The sequence below is a fragment of the Rhodococcus sp. WWJCD1 genome (assembly GCF_002258735.1).
In the GTDB taxonomy this organism is placed as follows: domain Bacteria; phylum Actinomycetota; class Actinomycetes; order Mycobacteriales; family Mycobacteriaceae; genus Rhodococcoides.
The window spans coordinates 222386-241579 of sequence record NZ_NOXY01000026.1; the positions used below are offsets into that span (position 1 = coordinate 222386).

The following is a 19194-nucleotide window of genomic DNA, read 5'->3' on the forward strand; positions in this document are numbered from 1 at the left end:
GCATCTTCTGTGCTGGCCGGCTTCCGTGCTGGCAGTCTTCGGGTCGTCGCGCGAGGCGCTCGCGACACGAGTGGGAAGCCGGTGGATCGAATGGACGTGCTCGAAGGAGGCTGGGTCAGCAGCCGGTCGTGTGTCGACACGACGCGCTGCAGACACGGCCGAGATCGACATGGCGGCGCGCCACGAGTCGAATTCCTGAGTCGGTCACGGGTGCCATTGTGCCACGTCATCGGGGCGACGGAAGACTGCGGCGGCTATTTACCCCGATTTCGGGGTAAATAGGCTGGCAGGGCTGCTGCGATTGCTCTCGGCGGCGGGTGGGGAGAAGGGCCTGCACTCTCTGGGAGACTGGAGACCGTGAATACCGTCGTACCCGTCCCGTCCACCTTCGAGTTGCCGACCGAGGCGTTCGACGGCGTGGGGGACCGGGCGTTCGGGATCTACGTGCACGTTCCGTTCTGCGCCACGCGATGCGGCTACTGCGACTTCAATACCTACACGGCTGGGGAGCTCGGTACGTCGGCGTCGCCGCAGTCCTGGTTGGAGGGCTTGCGCCGCGAACTCGACATCGCCGCGGGTCTCATCGAAGCGGGAACGGGTCGCGTTCCGACGGCCGACACCGTCTTCGTCGGCGGTGGCACACCGTCGCTGCTCGGGGGCGACGGGTTGGCCGACGTACTCGGGGCGGTCCGGTCGAGTTTCGGCGTCACCGACGGCGGCGAGGTGACCACCGAATCGAACCCGGAGTCGACGTCTCCGGAGTTCTTCGACCGACTCCGCACCGCGGGCTTCACCCGGGTCTCGCTCGGAATGCAGTCCGCCGCACCGCATGTGCTCGCAGTTCTCGATCGCACCCACACGCCAGGTCGAGCGGTCGCTGCGGCGAAGGAGGCTCGCGCGGCCGGGTTCGAGCACGTCAACCTCGACCTCATCTACGGCACTCCGGGCGAGCGAGACAGCGACCTCGATCAATCTCTTGCCGCCGTGCTCGAGGCCGGCGTCGACCACGTCTCGGCGTACGCGCTGATCGTCGAGGACGGTACGGCCATGGCCCGCAAAGTGCGCCGCGGTGAGCTGCCCGCCCCGGATGACGACGTGCTTGCGAGTCGATACGAACGCATCGACACGGCTCTGAACGCAGCCGGCCTTTCCTGGTACGAGGTGTCGAACTGGGCCACCGATGCCGACGCGCAGTGCCGCCACAACATCGGCTACTGGGACGGCGGCGACTGGTGGGGCGCGGGTCCGGGCGCACACAGCCACATCGGCGGCACCCGGTTCTGGAACGTCAAACACCCGGCGGCATACGCCGATCGCCTGGCCACCGGGGTACTGCCGGTGCACGGCAGCGAATTACTCAGCGCCGAGGATCGACACCTGGAGGAGCTGATGTTGACCGTCCGACTCCGCACGGGAGTGCCGGTGAGCGTGCTCGGGCCGGCCGAGCGCGCCGCTGCCGAACAGGCGGTCGTAGACGGGTTGATGGCGGCGCGGGGGGACCATCTCGTGCTGACCGACCGAGGACGATTGCTCGCCGACGCGGTAGTGCGCAGCATCGCAGCGGCGTAGCGCAGACCTACTCAGGCACTCAGCGCCTACTCAGGCACTCAGCGTTTCCAGGACCTTCGTACCCTCAGGCACCCAGGGCGTCGTAATCGAACACTCTGGCGTGCAACACCGTTCGGTTCCGCAGTGCTGCACGCACGGCTCGGTGCAGACCGTCTTCGAGATAGATGACGCCGCGGAATTGCACGGCGTGGGGGAAGAGGTCGCCGTAGAAGGTGGAGTCCTCGGACAGCAATCGGTCGAGTTCGAGCACCTTTGTCGTGGTGACGATCTCGTCCAGACGGAGCTGGCGTGGCGGGATTCTCGACCAGTCGCGGATGGACAGGCCGTGCTCGGGGTACGGCTTACCGTCACGAACACCCTTGAAGATCATCGCGAGGCCTGAGCCGCTGGACCGAATCGAAAGAACGTTTCCACCCGGACCACAGTAAGGCCTTGCACGAGCATGCGTGCCTCGGCTACTAGACTCGAGCGACGATTGGAAACGAGAACGGAGGTGGGCACCGATGTCGAGCACCGACGACAGGCGGTTCGAGGTTCTACGAGCGATCGTGGCGGACTACGTGTCCACCCAGGAACCCGTCGGTTCACGGGCGTTGGTCGAGCGACACAACCTCGGCGTGTCGAGTGCCACCGTGCGCAACGACATGGCTGTGCTCGAGGCCGAGGGGTACATCGCTCAACCGCACACCAGCTCCGGACGGGTACCGACCGACAAGGGGTATCGCCAGTTCGTCGATCGGATCGCCGACGTCAAGCCGCTGTCGGCGGCCGAACGCCGGGCCATCCTGGAATTCCTCGAGAACGGCGTCGACCTGGACGATGTACTGCGGCGCGGCGTCCGACTGCTGGCTCAGTTGACTCGTCAGGTTGCCGTGGTGCAGTACCCCACACTGTCGGCGTCATCGGTTCGGCACCTCGAGGTGGTGGCGCTCACCCCGGCTCGGTTGCTGCTGGTGCTCATCACCGACTCGGGTCGGGTCGATCAGCGCATCGTCGAGCTCGGTGACGTCCTCGACGACGAGAACCTGTCGCAGCTGCGTCGCCTGCTCGGCAGCGCGCTGGAAGGAAAGCGACTGGCCGCCGCGTCCGTCGCGGTGGCCGAACTCGCCGAGAACGCTCCGGCCGGGCTGCGGGACGCCATGATCCGATCGGCCACGGTGCTGGTTGAATCGCTGGTCGAGCACCCCGAGGAACGCCTGGTACTCGGCGGAACGGCGAACCTGACGCGCAACGCCGCGGACTTCGCCGGCGACGCGGGGTTTCCCGGATCGCTCCGAGCGGTACTCGAGGCGTTGGAAGAGCAAGTGGTGGTGCTCAAACTGCTCGCAGTGACGCAGGACACCCGCACCGTGACCGTGCGGATCGGTGAGGAAACGCAGGTCGAGGAGATGCGTGGAACGTCGGTGATTTCCACCGGCTACGGGTCGGCTGGCATGGTCCTCGGAGGAATGGGTGTTCTGGGGCCGACCCGGATGGACTACCCAGGAACAATTGCATCGGTCGCCGCGGTTGCCAGGTACATCGGCGAGGTCCTGGCCGAGCGCTGAGACGAGCGAGAACCGATCGAAGACCGGCAGCGGGGGCACGGGCCGCCGGCACGCAGCATCAACGAACGAGATTCATCTTCTAGGACGAAAGAGACGACGTGGCACGGGATTATTACGGGACTTTGGGCGTCGGCCAGCAGGCGACTGACCAGGAGATCAAGCGCGCCTACCGAAAACTGGCGCGAGAACTGCACCCGGACGTCAATCCGGACGAGGCCGCACAGGCCCGGTTCAAGGACATCTCCACCGCCTACGAGGTGCTCTCCGATCCGGAGAAGCGTCGCATCGTCGACCTCGGCGGCGACCCGCTGCAGCAGGGCGGCGGAGGCGGCGGTGGGTTCGGTGGAGCCGGATTCGGCGGTGGCCTGGGGGATGTTTTCGAGGCATTCTTCGGCGGCGGTGCCGGTGGGGCCCAGCGCGGGCCCAAGGGGCGTGTGCAGCCGGGAGCGGATTCGCTGCTGCGGACCAAGCTGACCCTCGACGAGTGCGCCACCGGCGTGACCAAGCACATCACCGTCGACACCGCGATCCTGTGCGACCTGTGCACCGGCTCGGGCACCAACGGCGACTCCAAGCCGGTTCGGTGCGAAACCTGCGGCGGTGCCGGTGAGGTGCAGTCGGTGCAGCGCTCGTTCCTCGGCCAGGTCATGACCAGCCGCCCGTGCCCCACCTGCCGCGGTGCAGGCGAGACCATTCCCGATCCTTGCCGCAAGTGTGGCGGCGACGGGCGGGTGCGCTCGCGTCGCGACATCTCGGTCAAGGTTCCCGTCGGCGTGAGCAACGGCATGCGGATCCGTCTTGCCTCGCAGGGTGAGGTCGGCCCGGGCGGTGGCCCCGCGGGAGATCTGTACGTGGAAATCGTCGAACAGCAGCACGAGGTGTTCGTCCGCGACGGCGACGATCTGCACTGCACCGTCCGAGTTCCGATGGTCGACGCCGCACTCGGCACCTCGGTGAACATCGATGCGATCATCGACGGGCCTACCGAGATTTCGATAGAACAAGGCACACAACCGAATTCGACGACCGTGTTGCGCGGGCACGGTATGCCCAAGCTACGTTCCGGTATTCGCGGTGACCTGCATGCCCACCTCGAGGTCATCGTGCCGACCAAGCTGGACAGCAAGCAGACCCAACTGCTCGAACAGCTCAAGTCGATGCGAGATCGCGACTCGGCCGAGGTCGTCACCACCGGTTCCGCACACAGCGGTGGACTGTTCTCGCGGTTGCGGGAAGCGTTCAGCGGTCGTTGATCCATGGCCCCCACGGTCTTCTATCTCTCGCCGCTGCCGAAGGTCGGCGATATCGCCGTGCTCGACGGTAAGGAGGGGCATCACGCCGCGACGGTGCGACGCATTCGCGTCGGAGAGCGGGTGCTTCTCGGTGACGGCGCGGGCGGCTTGGCCGATACGGTCGTCGTCGCAGCGGAGAAGAACCGACTGGAACTGACCGTGCAGTCGCGCAGCGAGATGCCGCGTCCCACTCCGGTGGTGACGCTCGTGCAGGCATTGCCGAAGGCGGACCGATCGGAACTCGCCATCGAGCTGGCCACCGAGGCAGGCGTCGACGCTGTTGTGCCCTGGCAGTCCGCGCGCTGCGTGGCGCGCTGGGAAGGACCCAAGGCGATCAAGGGCGTCGCACGGTGGCGCAGTACTGCGGCCGAGGCAGCCAAGCAGTCGCGTCGGGCATACATCCCCGAGGTCTCCGACCTGCATGATTCGCGTGCCGTGTATGCCCTGGTCGGCGCGATCATCGCGCGCGGCGGGGTTGTTGCCGTGCTGCACGAGGGTGCCACCTCGGCGTTTCGGGACCTGCCGTTCGACTCGGTTCCCGAGGTTGCGCTCGTCGTCGGACCCGAAGGTGGCCTCGACGACCGGGAAGTTGCTGCTCTCACCGAAGCCGGGGCGACCCCGGTGGTGCTGGGACCCACGGTGCTGAGGACGTCGACGGCAGGAGCTGTGGCACTCGGCGCGCTGGGGGTGCTCACCTCTCGCTGGACGCAACTGCCCCCGGATTTTCGGAACGCATGAGCGCACGGATCAAGATTGCCTACGGCGATCATGCCGAGCAATTCGGCCATCTCTATCTGCCGCCCGAGCCCGTCGATGCGTCGACGCCGGTCGTCGTGGTGATACACGGCGGATTCTGGAGCGGGCAGTACGGATCGAACCTCGGCACCCAATTCGCGCGCGCTGTCGCGGCAGCCGGGGCGGTGGCGTGGAACATCGAGTACCGACGCGTCGGCGCAGGTGGGCACTGGCCGGAGATGCAGTCCGACGTCCTCGCAGCTCTCGACGTCGTTGCCGGTGCGGTGCAACACCACGCCCCGGCCGGCATCGACGACGTTCGCGTCATCGGACACTCCGCAGGCGGACACCTGGCAGTGTGGCTCGGCGGCGAAACGAGTACGACAGTGCGGCCGTCGCGCATCGTCTCGCAGGCCGGCGTCCTCGACCTGGAACCGCGTGGTGCGTCGGGTCGAACCAATCCGGCGGTCGAGGCGTTGCTGCAGGCTCGATACGAGGACGACCCCGCGCTGTACCGATCGGCCTCGCCTGCTGCCCGTGCACCCATCGGTATCCCGACGATCTGCCTGCACGGGTCCGAGGACGTTCAGGTCCCGGCGGTGCAGAGCGAGCGGTACGTCGAGACGGCGAGAGCAGCCGGAGACGACGCGCGGCTGACGATGGTCCCTGGCGAGGACCACTTCGCGTTCCTGAACCCGGATTCGCGGTGTTGGGCACTCTCGCTCGACGCCGTGCTGGGCCGAAGCGGCGAGTAATAGGAATGCGCATCGATGCTGCGGCGTTAAACTTCATTCGAACACCGCCCCATGTCTCCACAACCGAAACAAGAGAGCAGGCCATAGCCACCACGTGAGTGAACACAGCGAATTTCCCGCCGAGCGTGATGTTCGGTCCACCTTGGAGCTCGCCCCCGAAGCAGTGATGCCACTGCTGGGACAGTCCGACGAGAACCTGCGGGCGCTCGAGCAGATGCTGACGGCAGACATCCACGTACGAGGAAACGCCGTGACGCTCACCGGAAAAGTGGCCGACGTGGCGCTGGCCGAACGGGTGATCTCCGAGTTGGCCGCGATCGCCAAGCGCGCCCAGCCGCTGACTCCCGACGCCGTCCGCCGCTCGATCGCCATGCTCACCGAGGGCGTGTCGGATTCGCCGGCCGAGGTCCTGAGCTTGGACATCCTCTCGCGTCGCGGCAAGACGATCCGGCCCAAAACGCTGAACCAGAAGCGGTACGTGGACGCGATCGACTCCAACACCATCGTGTTCGGCATCGGACCTGCCGGTACCGGCAAGACGTACCTCGCGATGGCCAAGGCCGTTCAGGCATTGCAGACCAAGCAGGTCAGCCGCATCATCCTGACGCGTCCGGCAGTGGAAGCGGGGGAGCGCCTCGGCTTTCTGCCCGGTACCTTGCACGAGAAGATCGACCCGTACCTGCGCCCGCTGCACGACGCGTTGCACGACATGATGGACGACGAAGCGATCCCCAAGCTGATGCAAGCAGGGGTCATCGAAGTCGCCCCGCTCGCCTACATGCGCGGCCGCACGCTCAACGACGCGTTCATCATTCTCGACGAGGCGCAGAACACCACGGCCGAGCAGATGAAGATGTTTCTGACGCGTCTGGGGTTCGGCTCGAAGATCGTGGTCACCGGCGACGTCACCCAGGTCGACCTTCCGGGTGGCGCAAAATCGGGATTGCGTGCCGCATCCGAGATTCTCACCGACCTCGACGACATCCACTTCGCGCAGCTCACCAGCAGTGACGTGGTGCGGCATCGCCTGGTCTCGGAAATCGTCGACGCATACGAGCGCTTCGAGTCGGCATCGGAAGGTGTGATTCCCAACCGCGAGCAACGCCGCAGCGGTGGACCGCGTTCGGCGAGAAGATGATTCAGGTGTACGAAACGACAGGCAACGAGAGCGTGGGTAGTGGCTAGATGAGTATCGAAGTGTCCAACGAGTCGGGGATGGACATCTCCGAACCCGAGCTGGTCTCGGTCGCACGGTTCGCGATCGCCGGCATGGACGTGCATCCCGCCGCGGAACTGTCGATGGTGCTGGTGGATTCGGCCACGATGGCGGACCTGCACATGCGGTGGATGGATCTGCCCGGCCCCACCGACGTGATGTCGTTTCCGATGGACGAGCTCGAGCCGGGCGGTCGTCCCGATGCGCCCGAACCCGGACCGGCCATGCTCGGCGACATCGTGCTGTGCCCGTCGTTCGCTGCGGATCAGGCTGCTGCTGCGGGCCATTCGCTCGAGCACGAGCTCGCATTGCTGACGGTGCACGGAGTGTTGCATCTGCTCGGCTACGACCACGCCGAGCCGGACGAAGAAAAAGAAATGTTCGAGCTGCAGAACCGTCTGCTCGCCGAATGGTACGAGGATGCCAGGCGCGCCGAGCAGGCCGCAGAACAGGCTGCTCGCGATGCACGGTTGCTCGGAAAAGCCGGTTTCGTCGACGGTGTCGATCGGTGATGTGCCTGTTCGGACCGGTCGAAGTGCGGGGTTCCGACGCGTGAGCAGTGCTGTTGCACTCATCGTTTTCGCTGTCCTTCTGGTGCCTCTCGGTGGAATGTTCGCCGCCGTCGATTCCGCGCTGAACACGGTGTCGCGTGCGCGGATCGACGACATGGTCAAGGACGAGCGACCCGGTGCCACCGGACTCGTCGTTGTGGTCGCCGACCGTCCTCGCTACGTCAACTTGATGGTGCTACTGCGCATCCTGTGCGAAATCGGCGGCACCGTCCTGCTCGCGGGCGGCCTGACACAGCTGATCGATTCCACGACGGCCCTGGTCATCACCGCAGTGGTCATGGTGCTGGTCAGCTACGTCGTGATCGGTGTCGGACCGCGAACCCTCGGCCGGCAGAACGCGTACTCGATCGCTCTCGCGGCAGCGTTTCCGCTGCGCGCGCTCGGGTGGCTCCTCGGACCGATCAGCAGGCTGCTCATTCTCATCGGTAATGCGATCACCCCGGGTAAGGGATTTCGCAACGGCCCGTTCGCATCCGAGATCGAACTGCGCGAGTTGGTGGACATGGCCCGCGAGCGCGGCGTCGTGGCCGACGACGAGCGGCGGATGATTCAATCCGTGTTCGAGTTGGGGGACACCTCCGCCCGTGAGGTCATGGTCCCGCGGCCCGAGATGGTGTGGATCGAGTCGGACAAGTCGGCCGGCCAAGCCACGTCGTTGGCTGTACGCAGTGGGCACTCGCGCATCCCGGTGATCGGCGAGAACGTGGACGACGTGGTCGGCGTCGTCTACCTCAAAGACCTTGTGCAGCAGACGTATTACTCCACCGATGGTGGCCGCGGGGTGCAGGTGTCCGAGCTGATGCGTCCGGCTGTGTTCGTTCCCGACTCCAAGGCACTCGACAGTCTGCTCGCCGAGATGCAGCGCGATCGAAACCACATGGCCCTGTTGGTCGACGAATACGGAGGCATCGCAGGCCTGGTGACCATCGAGGACGTCATCGAGGAAATCGTCGGTGAGATCGCCGACGAATACGACTCCGACGAAGTTGCGCCCATCGAGGAGCTCGACGACGGACGGTATCGGGTGTCCTCGCGAGTGCCGCTCGAAGACCTCGGCGAGATCTTCGGGATCGAGATCGAATCCGAGGAGGTCGACACCGTCGGCGGACTGCTCGGACACGAGCTGGGCCGCGTGCCGCTGCCCGGTGCTCAGGTGATGACCCACGGACTGCTGCTGCGCGGTGAAGGTGGGGCCGACCCCAAGGGGCGCGTCCGCATCACCACCGTGCTGGTCGAAAAGATCGAACCCGACGAAGAATCCACCGAGGACGACGACTCGTCGGACGTCACTCACCAACACTGAAATCTGGAGGTGCTCTTTTGTCCGAGCAGAACAACGGTGAGTTCCGATCCGGATTCGTCTGTTTCGTAGGCCGACCCAACACCGGCAAGTCCACCCTGACCAATGCGTTGGTGGGGTCGAAGATCGCCATCACGTCCTCGCGTCCGCAGACGACGCGGCACACCATCCGCGGCATCGTGCACCGCGAGCACGCGCAGTTGATCCTCGTCGACACACCTGGATTGCACCGCCCCAGAACGCTTCTGGGGCAGCGACTCAACGATCTGGTGCAGGACACGTACTCCGAGGTCGACGTCATCGGCCTGTGTATCCCGGCCGACGAGAAGATCGGACCGGGGGACCGATGGATCCTCGAGCAGGTTCGCCACATCGCCCCCAAGACCACCTTGATCGGCATCGTCACCAAGATCGACAAGGTCAAGAAGGAACGCGTCGTGCAGCAGTTGATGGCGCTGTCGAAGCTCCTCGGCGACTCCAGCCACGTGATTCCGGTATCGGCCGAATCCGGTGAGCAGGTGGAGAAGCTGGTAGATCTGCTGGCGTCGGAACTGCCACCGGGACCGGCGTTCTACCCCGACGGTGAGCTGACCGACGAGCCGGAGGAAATCCTCATGGCCGAGCTCATTCGGGAGGCCGCGCTCGAAGGCGTCCGCGATGAGCTACCTCACTCGCTGGCCGTTGTCATCGAAGAAGTCGTGCCCCGCGAGGGTCATGACAACATGCTCGACGTGCACGCGATTCTCTACGTCGAGCGGTCGAGTCAGAAGGCCATCATCATCGGCAAGGGCGGCTCACGACTCAAAGAGGTCGGCACGGCGTCGCGATTGCAGATCGAGAAGTTGCTCGGCACCAGGATCTATCTGGACCTGCACGTGAAAATCGCCAAGGACTGGCAAACCGACCCCAAGCAGATGGGCAAGCTCGGCTTCTGACCTTCCCAGGTGAGCAGACTACGAAGTTTCACTCACCTGGGTCCACCACGGTTCGGGGCGCTTGCGGTGCCACTGCAGCACGTTCTCGAGTTGAGCGGCAACCGACACCAGCAGTGGCTCCGATGATTCGTGTCCCATCAACTGCAGTCCGATGGGAAGGCCGCTCTTCGTCAGACCCGCGGGGACGTTCACGCTGGGCCAGCCCAGGACATTCCACGGCCACGTGTAGGGGCAATGCTCGGTGATGACCCGATCGGTGTCGGTGTTGGAGATGCCGTCGATGGCGTCGACCCGCGGCGGGGGAGTTGCCGTGGTCGGGGCGAGCACGATGTCGTAGTCGTCGAAGAACCGGCCGATGCGGCGCCCGATGCGCGGTTCGGCCGCGCGGGCTGCGCGCAACGGGGCTCCGGCGAGGGCCCGGCCGCTCTTGGCGTTGGCTCGGGTCCTTGGGTCGGCGAGGGCCGGATCGGGAAGGCGATCGAGCCACGTGGCAACGCCTGCCAGCGAGCGCGGTAAGAAGTTGAGCCCCAGCAACATTCCGTATGCGGGATCGTCGACGACCACCTGGTGTCCGAGCAATCGCAGCACCGCGGCCATCTCGTACGCCGCGGCCGCGATCTCCGGGTCCAGCGGGGCAGGCGTCGGGATGAACGGCTTGCGCAGGCTCAGCGCTATTCGCAGCGAGCCGGGGTTGCGTCCGACAGCATCCGAGACGGTCAACGGAGCCGGGCGATGCAGATCGCCGTCGTGGCCACCGGAGACCACGTCGAGGAGAAGAGCGGCGTCGGCCACCGTGCGCGCGAGCGGGCCGATGACGGTGATGCCGTTGAAGGCCTCGGCGTCCGGCCACGTCGATATCCGTCCCCGTTGCGGCTTGATGCCCACGAGATTGGTCCACGACGCCGGGATCCGAACCGAGCCGGCACCGTCGGAACCCAGTGCAGCCGAGACCAATTCGGCAGCCACCGCTGCAGAACTGCCACCCGAGGAGCCGCCGGGGGTGCGCTCGCGGTCCCACGGATTACGGGTGTGTCCGAAGGTGCCGCCGGTGAACGGCCATTGGCCAAGCTCGGGGCTGTTGGTCTTGCCCACGATCACCGCTCCGGCCGCGCGCAGTCTGCGCACCACCTCCGAGTCTGCGGTGGCAGGCGGAAAGGGCCCGGCGCAGCCGAAGGCGGTGGGCTCGCCGGTGACATCCACATCGTCCTTGACGGCGATCGGAACGCCGAGCAGGGGCGCGGTTCCACCGGCGGCGCGCAGTCGATCCGCCTCGGCGGCCTCGGCGAGTGCGGCGTCGCGGCGCACTATTCGGAAGGCGTTGAGAGTGGGTTGGCTCTTCTCGATCCGGTCGAGTGATTCGGTGACCGCCTGTACCGAGGTGATGCGACCCGACGCGAGTGCGGCGGCCTGGGCAACGAGAGTCGACCGATGAAAATCCACGTTCGCACAGTATCGACTTCTCTCCAGCGCGGGAAGCGGCCACCGATGCGGCACCCGTGGGAGACTGGAAGCCGTGAGGCCATACCGTGACAACGCAGTCGTCCTGCGCCAGCACAAGCTGGGTGAGGCCGACCGCATCGTCACGTTGTTGACCAGGGAGAACGGTATCGTACGGGCCGTCGCCAAAGGGGTGCGTCGTACCAAGTCCAAGTTCGGTGCACGGCTGGAACCGTTCGCGCACATCGACGTACTGCTCTATCCGGGACGCAACCTCGACATCGTCACCCAAGTGCACACCGTCGACGCGTTCGGCGGAGACATCGTCGCCGATTACGGCCGCTACACCACCGGTTGTGCCGTTCTCGAGACCGCCGAACGACTGGCGGGCGAGGAGCATGCACCGGCGCAGCGACTGCATCAGCTGACCGTCGGAGCGCTTCGAGCGCTTGCCCAGCACGTCCGCCCTCCCGAGCTGGTGCTCGACGCTTATCTGCTGCGCGCCATGGGCTTCGCCGGATGGGCACCCGCACTGACCGATTGTGCGCGCTGCGCCGCAGTCGGGCCACATCGCGCATTTCATGTCGCCGCCGGTGGAGCGGTGTGTGTGCACTGCCGCCCGCCCGGATCGGCGACGCCGTCGACCGGGGTCCTGGATCTGATGGTCGCGCTCGAACGAGGCGAGTGGGACTACACCGTCACCACCTCCGATGCGGTTCGCAAGCAGGCCAGTGGGCTGGTGGCGGCGCATCTGCAATGGCATCTGGAACGACAATTGCGCACACTTCCACTCATCGAACGCTCGCACCCGCATCAGGTGCCGCTGGCGCAACCTGACTCCGTGTTCGCCGATACCGTCGGGCAGGATGGGGACCGTGATTCGACGACGAGAGCCGCAACCCCGGCCTGACGGACAGTCGGCAGTGCGCCCTCCCGACCCGCACCCGTCGGGCGCTCGGCCGCCGATTCTGCAGCCGGAACTCATACCTCGCCACGTCGCCTTGGTGATGGACGGCAACGGTCGGTGGGCGCAGGATCGCGGTCTGCCGCGCACCGCGGGGCACGAGCAGGGCGAAGCGGTGCTCATGGACACCGTCTGCGGATGTATCGAGATCGGTGTGCAGTGGTTGTCCGCGTACGCCTTCTCGACGGAGAACTGGAAGCGCAGTCCCGACGAGGTCAAGTTTCTGATGGGCTTCAACCGTGACGTCATTCGTCGTCGACGCGACGAGATGAACGAGATGGGCGTCCGGGTCCGCTGGGCCGGTCGGCGACCCAGGTTGTGGGGCAGCGTCATCAAGGAACTCGAAGTGGCCGAGGAGCTGACGAAGCACAACACCGTGATGACGTTGACGATGTGCGTCAATTACGGTGGGCGTGCCGAGATTGCCGATGCGACAAGGGAAATTGCCCGACAGGTTGCCGCAGGCAAGCTGAACCCCGAGAAGATCACCGAGGCAACCGTCGCGAAGTACCTCGACGAAGCGGATATGCCGGACGTGGACTTGTTCCTGCGACCGTCGGGGGAGCAGCGAACGTCGAACTTCCTGCTGTGGCAATCCGCATATGCGGAGTTCGTATTCCAGAAGAAGCTCTTCCCGGATTTCGACCGCCGGGACCTGTGGGAGGCGTGTATCGAATTCGCTTCGCGTGATCGACGATTCGGCGGAGTGAAATATGAGTGACGAAGTACAGGGTATCGACAGCTCCGATCAGTTGACGTTGCAGACGCGTGCTCGGCTGGCGCTGTCGCAGTTCGCCACGGTGACCGTCGGCGAGGAGGGGTCACTCGGTTTCGACTACGCCGGTGCCCTGTGCTCGTTGCGGGCCGTACAGCTGTCACCCGAACTCGAGGTGCTCTCGCTCACCGCGGTGTTGGCGTGGGACAGGCCGCTCAAGGCGGCGCTGCACAAGAAGGTCTCGGACCGCAATGCGGATTCGCAATTCGGCGCGATCTCCGTCAATACTCACGACAAGCTCGCAGATGTGTTGCTGCGCTACACCTTTCCGGCGAACGGGCTGGACGACGAGGCCATGTTGACGATGCTGATCCTGGTGCTCGCCGGCGTCGAGAAAGCACGGGAAGGCCTGCTGCCCTGATCGGTCAGCTAAGGTATGCCTGTACTTACTTCGAGTAGAGGCGGATGCGATGACAATGCGGTCGACCCGAATGCTGACGGCAGTGGTGGCGGTGATCGTCCTCGGTGTATCCCTGACGGCCTGCTCGACCGCAGATACCGGCGAATCGGGTACCCCGTCGGCCGACGGTGTCTTCCCGGTCGTCATCGACCACATCTACGGCAGCACGACCGTTCCGGAGAAGCCCACTCGCATCGTCACACTCGGAGTGTCCGACGCCGACGCCGTCATTGCCCTCGGCACTGTGCCGGTCGGGAACACCGGGTACACCTTCTACGAGACCGGACTCGGTCCGTGGACCGACGAGTTGGTGGGCGACGCACCATTGACACTGCTGGGCTCGGAGTCCGAACCGAACTTCGAGCTGATCGCCTCTCTGGCACCGGATTTGATCACCGGGCTGAACGCCGGCTTCGACGAGGCCACCTACACAAAACTCAGTGACATCGCCCCGACGATCGCTCGACCGGCGGGATCGGCGGCATATGCCGTCGATCGAGAGGTGGCCACCGACACCATCTCGCGCGCGATGGGCGAATCCGAGCGTGGCGAGGAGCTCAATGCGCAGACGACCGCGTTGCTCGAGCAGGTTCGCACGGAACACCCCGAGTTCGCGGGCAGGACTGCCGCCGTGGTGCTTCCCTACGACGGGCAGTTCGGTGCGTTCCTACCCGGCGATGCCCGCGGTACGTTCGTCACCTCGTTGGGATTGAAGGTTCCGGAGCCCATTCTCGCTCAGGACGACGGCACGAACTTCTTCGTACCGGTCTCGCTGGAGAACATCTCGATGCTCGACGCCGATGTGGTGCTGTACCTCGGCACGGGTGAGCCCATCGACGTCGTGGCGGAAAATCCGATCTTCGGGACATTGAAGGCAGCGCGCAACGATGCGATCCTTCCGCTGTCCACCGATCAGCGCGGCGCGATCACGTACAACTCGGTTCTGTCGATACCGTTCGCCATCGACGCGGTGGTGCCTCGCGTGGCCGACGCCCTGACGTGAGCGAGGTTCAGCGACCCGCCGCGCTGCACTGACTGCAGGTGCCGAAAATTTCGATGGTGTGACTCACGTCGGTGAAGCCATTGGACTCGGCGACAGTCTGGGACCACTTCTCGACGGTGGGCCCCTCGACCTCGACGGTGAATCCGCATGCTCGGCACACCAGGTGGTGATGATGGCCCGAGGAGCAACGCCGGTAGACCGACTCGCCGTTGTCGGTGCGAAGCACGTCCACCGTGCCGGCGTCGGCCAGCGTCTGGAGCGTGCGATAGACGGTTGTCAGGCCGATTCCCTCACCGCGCTTACGTAATTCGTCGTGCAGGTCTTGTGCAGATTTGAATTCCTCGATGGTGTCGAGCAAGTCCGAGATCGCACTGCGTTGCTTCGTGGCTCGTACTCCGACCACGACGGGTCGTCTCGGCGTTGCGGTATCGGTGGACTTCTCGGTCACAGGTTCCGGCCTTCCTCGGCGTGGGCCACGGCGTCGACGACGATGTGGGAGAGGTGATCGTCGACGAGTCGGTACAGGACCTCGCGGCCGTTGCGTTCTCCACGCACCACACCCGCAGCCTTGAGTACCCGGAGGTGCTGGCTGATCAACGGCTGCGTGACACCGAGGGCGACCACGAGTTCGTGGACGCATCGCTCGGACTCGCGCAGCTGCAGCACGATCGCGATCCGCACCGGGGCCGCAAGCGCGCGCAGAATGTCGCCGGCCGCGGCCAGGGTCTCCTTCGGCGGAATGTGGGCCGGGGGAGCGGCGGCGAACGGGTCGTTCTCGTGCATCGGATGCTCGGGGTCCTGCCGATCCGGCGAATCTGTGTGAACGGCCTGCTCGGTGGACACGGTTGCGGCTCCTTCGGTTGCCGACTCGTTCTCGGCGAACTCTCTCTGCACAATCGATGTCATGGCATCAGGTTAGTGCAGTTATCGCTATTGCAAATCGTATTCATTGTGATATGCACAAGTACGCATGTCAATTCCGAACTCGACCGGTGTTCGGATTCGCCCGCCGAGCCAGATAGTCTGATCAGGGCGAAAACCGCCCGCGTCACCCCTCGAGCGATGTGACCGAGAATCACGATGTAACCGAAGATGGAGAGCTCCGCCAGTGGCACCCAAGTCCAAAGTCGAAACCGTCGCCAACCTCGCCAAGCGCAGAGGCCTCGTCTACCCGTGCGGCGAGATCTACGGCGGTACCAAGTCGGCCTGGGATTACGGCCCGTTGGGCGTCGAGCTCAAGGAGAACATCAAGAAGCAGTGGTGGCGCAACATGATCACCAGCCGGGACGACACCGTCGGGCTCGACTCGTCGGTGATCCTGCCCCGTCAGGTGTGGGAGGCGTCCGGTCACGTCGAGACGTTCTCGGACCCGCTGGTGGAGTCGCTGCACACACACAAGCGGTACCGCGCCGATCACCTCATCGAGGCCTACGAAGAGAAGCACGGCCATCCGCCGGAGAACGGCCTGGCCGATATCCGCGACCCCGAGACCGGCGAGCCCGGTTCGTGGACCGAGCCGCGTGCGTTCTCGGGCCTGCTCAAGACCTTCCTCGGCCCGGTCGACAACGAAGAGGGCCTGCATTACCTGCGTCCAGAGACTGCGCAGGGCATCTTCGTCAACTTCGCCAACGTGTTGACCACCTCGCGCAAGAAGCCGCCCTTTGGTATCGGCCAGATCGGCAAGAGCTTCCGTAACGAGATCACTCCCGGAAACTTCATCTTCCGCACCCGCGAATTCGAGCAGATGGAGATGGAATTCTTCGTCAAGCCCGGCGAGGACGACGAGTGGCATCAGTACTGGATCGACTACCGCATGAAGTGGTACACCGATCTCGGTATCGATCCGGAGAACCTGCGGCTCTACGAGCACGCCAAGGAGAAGCTGTCGCACTACTCCAAGCGCACCGTGGACATCGAGTACAAGTTCGGTTTCCAGGGCAGTGCGTGGGGTGAGCTCGAGGGTGTCGCGAACCGCACCGATTACGACCTGTCGGTGCACTCGAAGGCGTCGGGCCAGGACCTGAGCTACTACGAGCAGGCCACCGACACTCGCTACACCCCGTATGTCATCGAACCGGCGGCAGGCCTGACGCGTTCGCTGATGGCGTTCCTCGTCGACGCGTACACCGAGGACGAGGCTCCCAACGCCAAGGGCGGTGTCGACAAGCGTGTCGTGCTCAAGCTCGATCGCCGTCTTGCCCCGGTGAAGGTAGCGGTGCTCCCGCTCTCGCGTAACGCCGATCTGACGCCGAAGGCGAAAGATCTTGCGCAGCAACTGCGTCAGTACTGGAACGTCGAATTCGACGACGCCGGAGCGATCGGTCGCCGCTATCGTCGTCAGGACGAGATCGGTACCCCGTTCTGCATCACCGTCGACTTCGACACCCTCGATGACCACGCCGTCACCATCCGCGAACGCGACACGATGGCGCAGGAGCGCGTGGCTCTCGATCAGGTCGAGGGCTACATCGCGTCCCGACTGATCGGCGCATAGAGCTCACAACACCACAGGGCCCGATCTCCTCGTGAGATCGGGCCCTGTGGCATATCGGGGTCGAATCAGAAGCGGCCGCCACCACCGCCGAAGCCGCCGCCGCCGCCTCCACCGCCGCCGCCGAAGCCCCCGCCACCACCGAAGCCGCCGCCGAATCCTCCGCCACCTCCGCGTAGAACGCTGTTGATCAGGATTCCGCCGAGCACAGCGCCAGCAACGTTGCCGCCGCTACCGCCGCCGCGTGGACCGTGACGGTTTTCCCAGTTCTGCACATCGGACTGGGCGATCTGCGACGCGCGCGAGGCCAACTGGCTGGCGGCATGCGCGTGCTTGAGGGCCTCGTCAGGGTTCTCGGGTTCGAGTTGACGAGCCGCGCCGAGATGCCGTTCGGCTTCGGACAACCGCGTTCGAGCATCGGCACCCACGCCGCCGCGCCGCGTCGAGATGTAGTCCGCTGCAGCGGTGATCTGCGCCTGAGCAGCCGCGATATCGCGTTCCAGACGCGCCCGCAGCTGATCCTCGGCGGCCTTCTCCGCCGACGCTTCGTCGACGATCTTCTCGAGTTCGGAATCTGCTGCGGCAAGGGCGGTGTAACTGCCGAGCGGGTCGCTCGACTGCGCTGTCTCCGCATTCTTCAACGCAGTCTGTGCCGCGGCCATCGCCGCCTGCAGTTCGGCACCGCCGTGTTCGGCCAGTCCGCGGGCCTGCTCGATGTCGCGTCGGACGTCGGCGATGGCGTCGGCCAGGGTGGCTATCGCGTGCCCGATGTCGTCGCGGGCGTGGTCGACTCCATCGAGCAGAGACTTCGCCTGATCGAGGGCTCGTTCTGCGGTCCGAATCGCGGTGACGGCCGGACCCTGCTTTCCTGGCGGGAGTGCTGCGGCCTTGCGGCCGGCTTCGATGTTCTCCTCGGCCAGCGCAACTCGATCCTTGGCCATCGTTACGTTGTCGGCTATCGACTTCAAAGCGGTCTCGGAGAATTCCGAATGCAGCTGAGCAAGTACGGTTTCGGACTGCGGAATGCGCACCGTCAAGCCGATGCTGGCTTGGGTGAGCTCGTCGAGATGCGAGCCGGCATTCATCACGAGGTCGCGGAATCCGTCGAACTCCTCGACCCGAGAGTCGAGCTCGCGATCTGCCTGACCGCACGAGGAGATGATCTCGACGAGCATCGCCCGCCGCTGATCGGGGGTCTCTGGAATGGCGTCGTCGAGGCGCTGACGGATCTCGAAGGCAGAGGCCAGAGCTTTCTTGGCGTTGTCGTACGCCGTGATGAACGGAGCGGCTGCCGAATCGCCGAATTCGCCTCGGGCAAGGGTCAATTCTTCTTCGCTCGCGCGCACGGCGTTGTCGGTCTCGATCAGAATTTCCTTGGCGCGGGTGTCGAGAACGTCTATCGGGAACTTGGCCAGTGCGGCCGGGTCGCTCGGGTCGATCTTCGCCACGGCGTCCACCTCGGCGGCCACCCTGGCCTTCTTGCGCCGCGAGGAGTAGACGACAGCGCCGCCGCCTGCAACCGCCAACACACCGACACCGATCAGCAGCGGTGCCGACGAACCACCGTCGCCGCTCGACGCATAGGCCTCGCCGAGAGCGCCTGCGGCCGCTATGGCCGCTCCCGACCAATCCTCTTCGCCCAGTGCGGGTTCGACGTCGTTGACGCGAATGTCGTCCTGCTCGGCCGTGGTGATCTGCGAGAGTCCGGTGTTGACGGCGAGGTAGTACGAGCGATCGACGGTCGCGACTGCGAGCAGGACGTCACGCTGACCGAGGTCGCTTCGTTCATATGTCTGCTGGGCCCAGTTCGTTGCCGACATGTTGTCGAAATCTGCCACGTAGGTGACCCACAGCCTGAGCTGGCTGCTGCTGTAGAGGTCGTCGATGGAGGTCTGCACCTCGGCCAGCGAATCAGGGTCGAGAGCCTGGACGTTGTCGGTGATCTGGGTGGCCAGTCGCGAGGGAGCCTCGGCGGATGCAACCCCCGGTGCGAGCAGGACCGCGGCGAACAGGGTCAGAGCACCCGTAGCGGCGAGACGACGAAATCGATGGACCGACCTACGGACTGTGGCGCTGGGGTGCCGCCGGTGCTGGACTGCCATGCGATGAAATCTACCGGCTGGGTCGTGTCCGAATCGAGCAGGTCGATCCATGACAGTTGTCATCGTGCAATCGTGACGCTCGGTCGAGGTGCATGGGCTCG

The 19194-nt window shown here is 65.1% G+C and carries 19 protein-coding genes; 14 read left to right on the top strand and 5 right to left on the bottom strand.

Features of this window, described 5'->3' with window-relative positions; all coding sequences use genetic code 11:
* Positions 1 to 357: 357 nt before the first annotated feature.
* Positions 358 to 1569 carry a radical SAM family heme chaperone HemW gene (gene hemW / locus CH286_RS19120; protein ID WP_094610087.1) on the top strand — a complete coding sequence of 404 codons (1212 nt, stop codon included), beginning with the start codon at positions 358 to 360 and terminating at the stop codon, positions 1567 to 1569.
* Between the two features lie 64 nt (positions 1570 to 1633).
* Here the strand turns inward: hemW and CH286_RS19125 are convergent, their stop codons facing one another.
* Positions 1634 to 1939, bottom strand: a complete 306-nt coding sequence (locus CH286_RS19125) for a type II toxin-antitoxin system VapB family antitoxin (RefSeq protein WP_008715485.1) — start codon at positions 1937 to 1939, stop codon at positions 1634 to 1636.
* 133 nt (positions 1940 to 2072) lie between these two features.
* Here CH286_RS19125 and hrcA point away from each other — a divergent pair, with 133 nt between their 5' ends.
* The 8 genes from hrcA to era all read left to right on the top strand — a co-directional run bounded on the left by hrcA (position 2073) and on the right by era (position 9921).
* Positions 2073 to 3116, top strand: coding sequence for a heat-inducible transcriptional repressor HrcA (hrcA, locus tag CH286_RS19130; protein ID WP_032379171.1), 1044 nt, complete (start codon positions 2073 to 2075; stop codon positions 3114 to 3116).
* 98 nt (positions 3117 to 3214) lie between these two features.
* Positions 3215 to 4369 (top strand): molecular chaperone DnaJ, encoded by a 1155-nt coding sequence (gene dnaJ / locus CH286_RS19135; RefSeq protein ID WP_094610088.1) that lies wholly within the window; start codon positions 3215 to 3217, stop codon positions 4367 to 4369.
* A 3-nt stretch (positions 4370 to 4372) separates the two neighbouring features.
* Positions 4373 to 5146 (top strand): 16S rRNA (uracil(1498)-N(3))-methyltransferase, encoded by a 774-nt coding sequence (locus CH286_RS19140; protein ID WP_094610089.1) that lies wholly within the window; start codon positions 4373 to 4375, stop codon positions 5144 to 5146.
* A complete protein-coding gene (locus tag CH286_RS19145; RefSeq protein WP_094610090.1) occupies positions 5143 to 5898 on the top strand; it encodes an alpha/beta hydrolase family protein in 756 nt (251 codons plus the stop codon). Before CH286_RS19140 ends, CH286_RS19145 begins: the two co-directional genes overlap by 4 nt.
* Before the next feature lie 94 nt (positions 5899 to 5992).
* Positions 5993 to 7036: a PhoH family protein gene (locus CH286_RS19150; protein ID WP_094610091.1), complete on the top strand. Its 1044-nt coding sequence runs from the start codon at positions 5993 to 5995 to the stop codon at positions 7034 to 7036.
* A 47-nt stretch (positions 7037 to 7083) separates the two neighbouring features.
* A complete protein-coding gene (gene ybeY, locus CH286_RS19155) occupies positions 7084 to 7626 on the top strand; it encodes an rRNA maturation RNase YbeY (protein WP_032379166.1) in 543 nt (180 codons plus the stop codon).
* Positions 7627 to 7666: 40 nt separating this feature from the next.
* Positions 7667 to 8989: a hemolysin family protein gene (locus CH286_RS19160; protein WP_094610129.1), complete on the top strand. Its 1323-nt coding sequence runs from the start codon at positions 7667 to 7669 to the stop codon at positions 8987 to 8989.
* Between the two features lie 17 nt (positions 8990 to 9006).
* Positions 9007 to 9921, top strand: coding sequence for a GTPase Era (era, locus tag CH286_RS19165; protein ID WP_032379164.1), 915 nt, complete (start codon positions 9007 to 9009; stop codon positions 9919 to 9921).
* 18 nt (positions 9922 to 9939) lie between these two features.
* Here the strand turns inward: era and CH286_RS19170 are convergent, their stop codons facing one another.
* Entirely contained in the window at positions 9940 to 11361 is a 1422-nt protein-coding gene (locus tag CH286_RS19170; RefSeq protein WP_094610092.1) for an amidase, read from the bottom strand.
* A 73-nt stretch (positions 11362 to 11434) separates the two neighbouring features.
* On the opposite strand from CH286_RS19170, the gene recO reads away from it, so the two are divergent.
* From recO to CH286_RS19190, 4 genes are read left to right on the top strand one after another with little or no spacing between them, the layout of a single operon-like run.
* Positions 11435 to 12268 (top strand): DNA repair protein RecO, encoded by an 834-nt coding sequence (gene recO, locus CH286_RS19175; protein ID WP_008715506.1) that lies wholly within the window; start codon positions 11435 to 11437, stop codon positions 12266 to 12268.
* Positions 12225 to 13043, top strand: a complete 819-nt coding sequence (locus CH286_RS19180; RefSeq protein ID WP_052058432.1) for an isoprenyl transferase — start codon at positions 12225 to 12227, stop codon at positions 13041 to 13043. The genes recO and CH286_RS19180 overlap by 44 nt, the downstream gene beginning before the upstream one ends.
* Positions 13036 to 13458 carry a hypothetical protein gene (locus tag CH286_RS19185; RefSeq protein WP_094610093.1) on the top strand — a complete coding sequence of 141 codons (423 nt, stop codon included), beginning with the start codon at positions 13036 to 13038 and terminating at the stop codon, positions 13456 to 13458. The genes CH286_RS19180 and CH286_RS19185 overlap by 8 nt, the downstream gene beginning before the upstream one ends.
* A gap of 49 nt (positions 13459 to 13507) precedes the next feature.
* The gene (locus CH286_RS19190) at positions 13508 to 14500 is read left to right on the top strand and encodes an iron-siderophore ABC transporter substrate-binding protein (RefSeq protein ID WP_094610094.1); all 993 of its coding nucleotides are present in this window, start codon (positions 13508 to 13510) and stop codon (positions 14498 to 14500) included.
* Positions 14501 to 14507: 7 nt separating this feature from the next.
* Here CH286_RS19190 and CH286_RS19195 read toward each other — a convergent pair whose 3' ends face one another.
* Positions 14508 to 14948: a Fur family transcriptional regulator gene (locus tag CH286_RS19195; protein WP_032402421.1), complete on the bottom strand. Its 441-nt coding sequence runs from the start codon at positions 14946 to 14948 to the stop codon at positions 14508 to 14510.
* A complete protein-coding gene (locus CH286_RS19200) occupies positions 14945 to 15283 on the bottom strand; it encodes an ArsR/SmtB family transcription factor (protein ID WP_032379570.1) in 339 nt (112 codons plus the stop codon). The genes CH286_RS19195 and CH286_RS19200 overlap by 4 nt, the downstream gene beginning before the upstream one ends.
* A 325-nt stretch (positions 15284 to 15608) precedes the next feature.
* Here CH286_RS19200 and CH286_RS19205 point away from each other — a divergent pair, with 325 nt between their 5' ends.
* Positions 15609 to 16994, top strand: coding sequence for a glycine--tRNA ligase (locus CH286_RS19205; protein WP_032379159.1), 1386 nt, complete (start codon positions 15609 to 15611; stop codon positions 16992 to 16994).
* Positions 16995 to 17059: 65 nt separating this feature from the next.
* Here CH286_RS19205 and CH286_RS19210 read toward each other — a convergent pair whose 3' ends face one another.
* A complete protein-coding gene (locus CH286_RS19210; RefSeq protein WP_255182709.1) occupies positions 17060 to 19093 on the bottom strand; it encodes a TPM domain-containing protein in 2034 nt (677 codons plus the stop codon).
* Positions 19094 to 19194: the final 101 nt, after the last annotated feature.

Coding starts and splice junctions, on each gene's coding strand:
- CH286_RS19180 (WP_052058432.1), top strand. CDS start 12,225: ATGGGGACCGTGATTCGACGACGAGAGCCGCAACCCCGGCCTGACGGA.
- CH286_RS19200 (WP_032379570.1), bottom strand. CDS start 15,283: ATGCACGAGAACGACCCGTTCGCCGCCGCTCCCCCGGCCCACATTCCG.
- CH286_RS19140 (WP_094610089.1), top strand. CDS start 4,373: ATGGCCCCCACGGTCTTCTATCTCTCGCCGCTGCCGAAGGTCGGCGAT.
- CH286_RS19190 (WP_094610094.1), top strand. CDS start 13,508: ATGACAATGCGGTCGACCCGAATGCTGACGGCAGTGGTGGCGGTGATC.
- CH286_RS19185 (WP_094610093.1), top strand. CDS start 13,036: ATGAGTGACGAAGTACAGGGTATCGACAGCTCCGATCAGTTGACGTTG.
- CH286_RS19145 (WP_094610090.1), top strand. CDS start 5,143: ATGAGCGCACGGATCAAGATTGCCTACGGCGATCATGCCGAGCAATTC.
- CH286_RS19210 (WP_255182709.1), bottom strand. CDS start 19,093: ATGGCAGTCCAGCACCGGCGGCACCCCAGCGCCACAGTCCGTAGGTCG.
- CH286_RS19125 (WP_008715485.1), bottom strand. CDS start 1,939: ATGATCTTCAAGGGTGTTCGTGACGGTAAGCCGTACCCCGAGCACGGC.
- hrcA (WP_032379171.1), top strand. CDS start 2,073: ATGTCGAGCACCGACGACAGGCGGTTCGAGGTTCTACGAGCGATCGTG.
- ybeY (WP_032379166.1), top strand. CDS start 7,084: ATGAGTATCGAAGTGTCCAACGAGTCGGGGATGGACATCTCCGAACCC.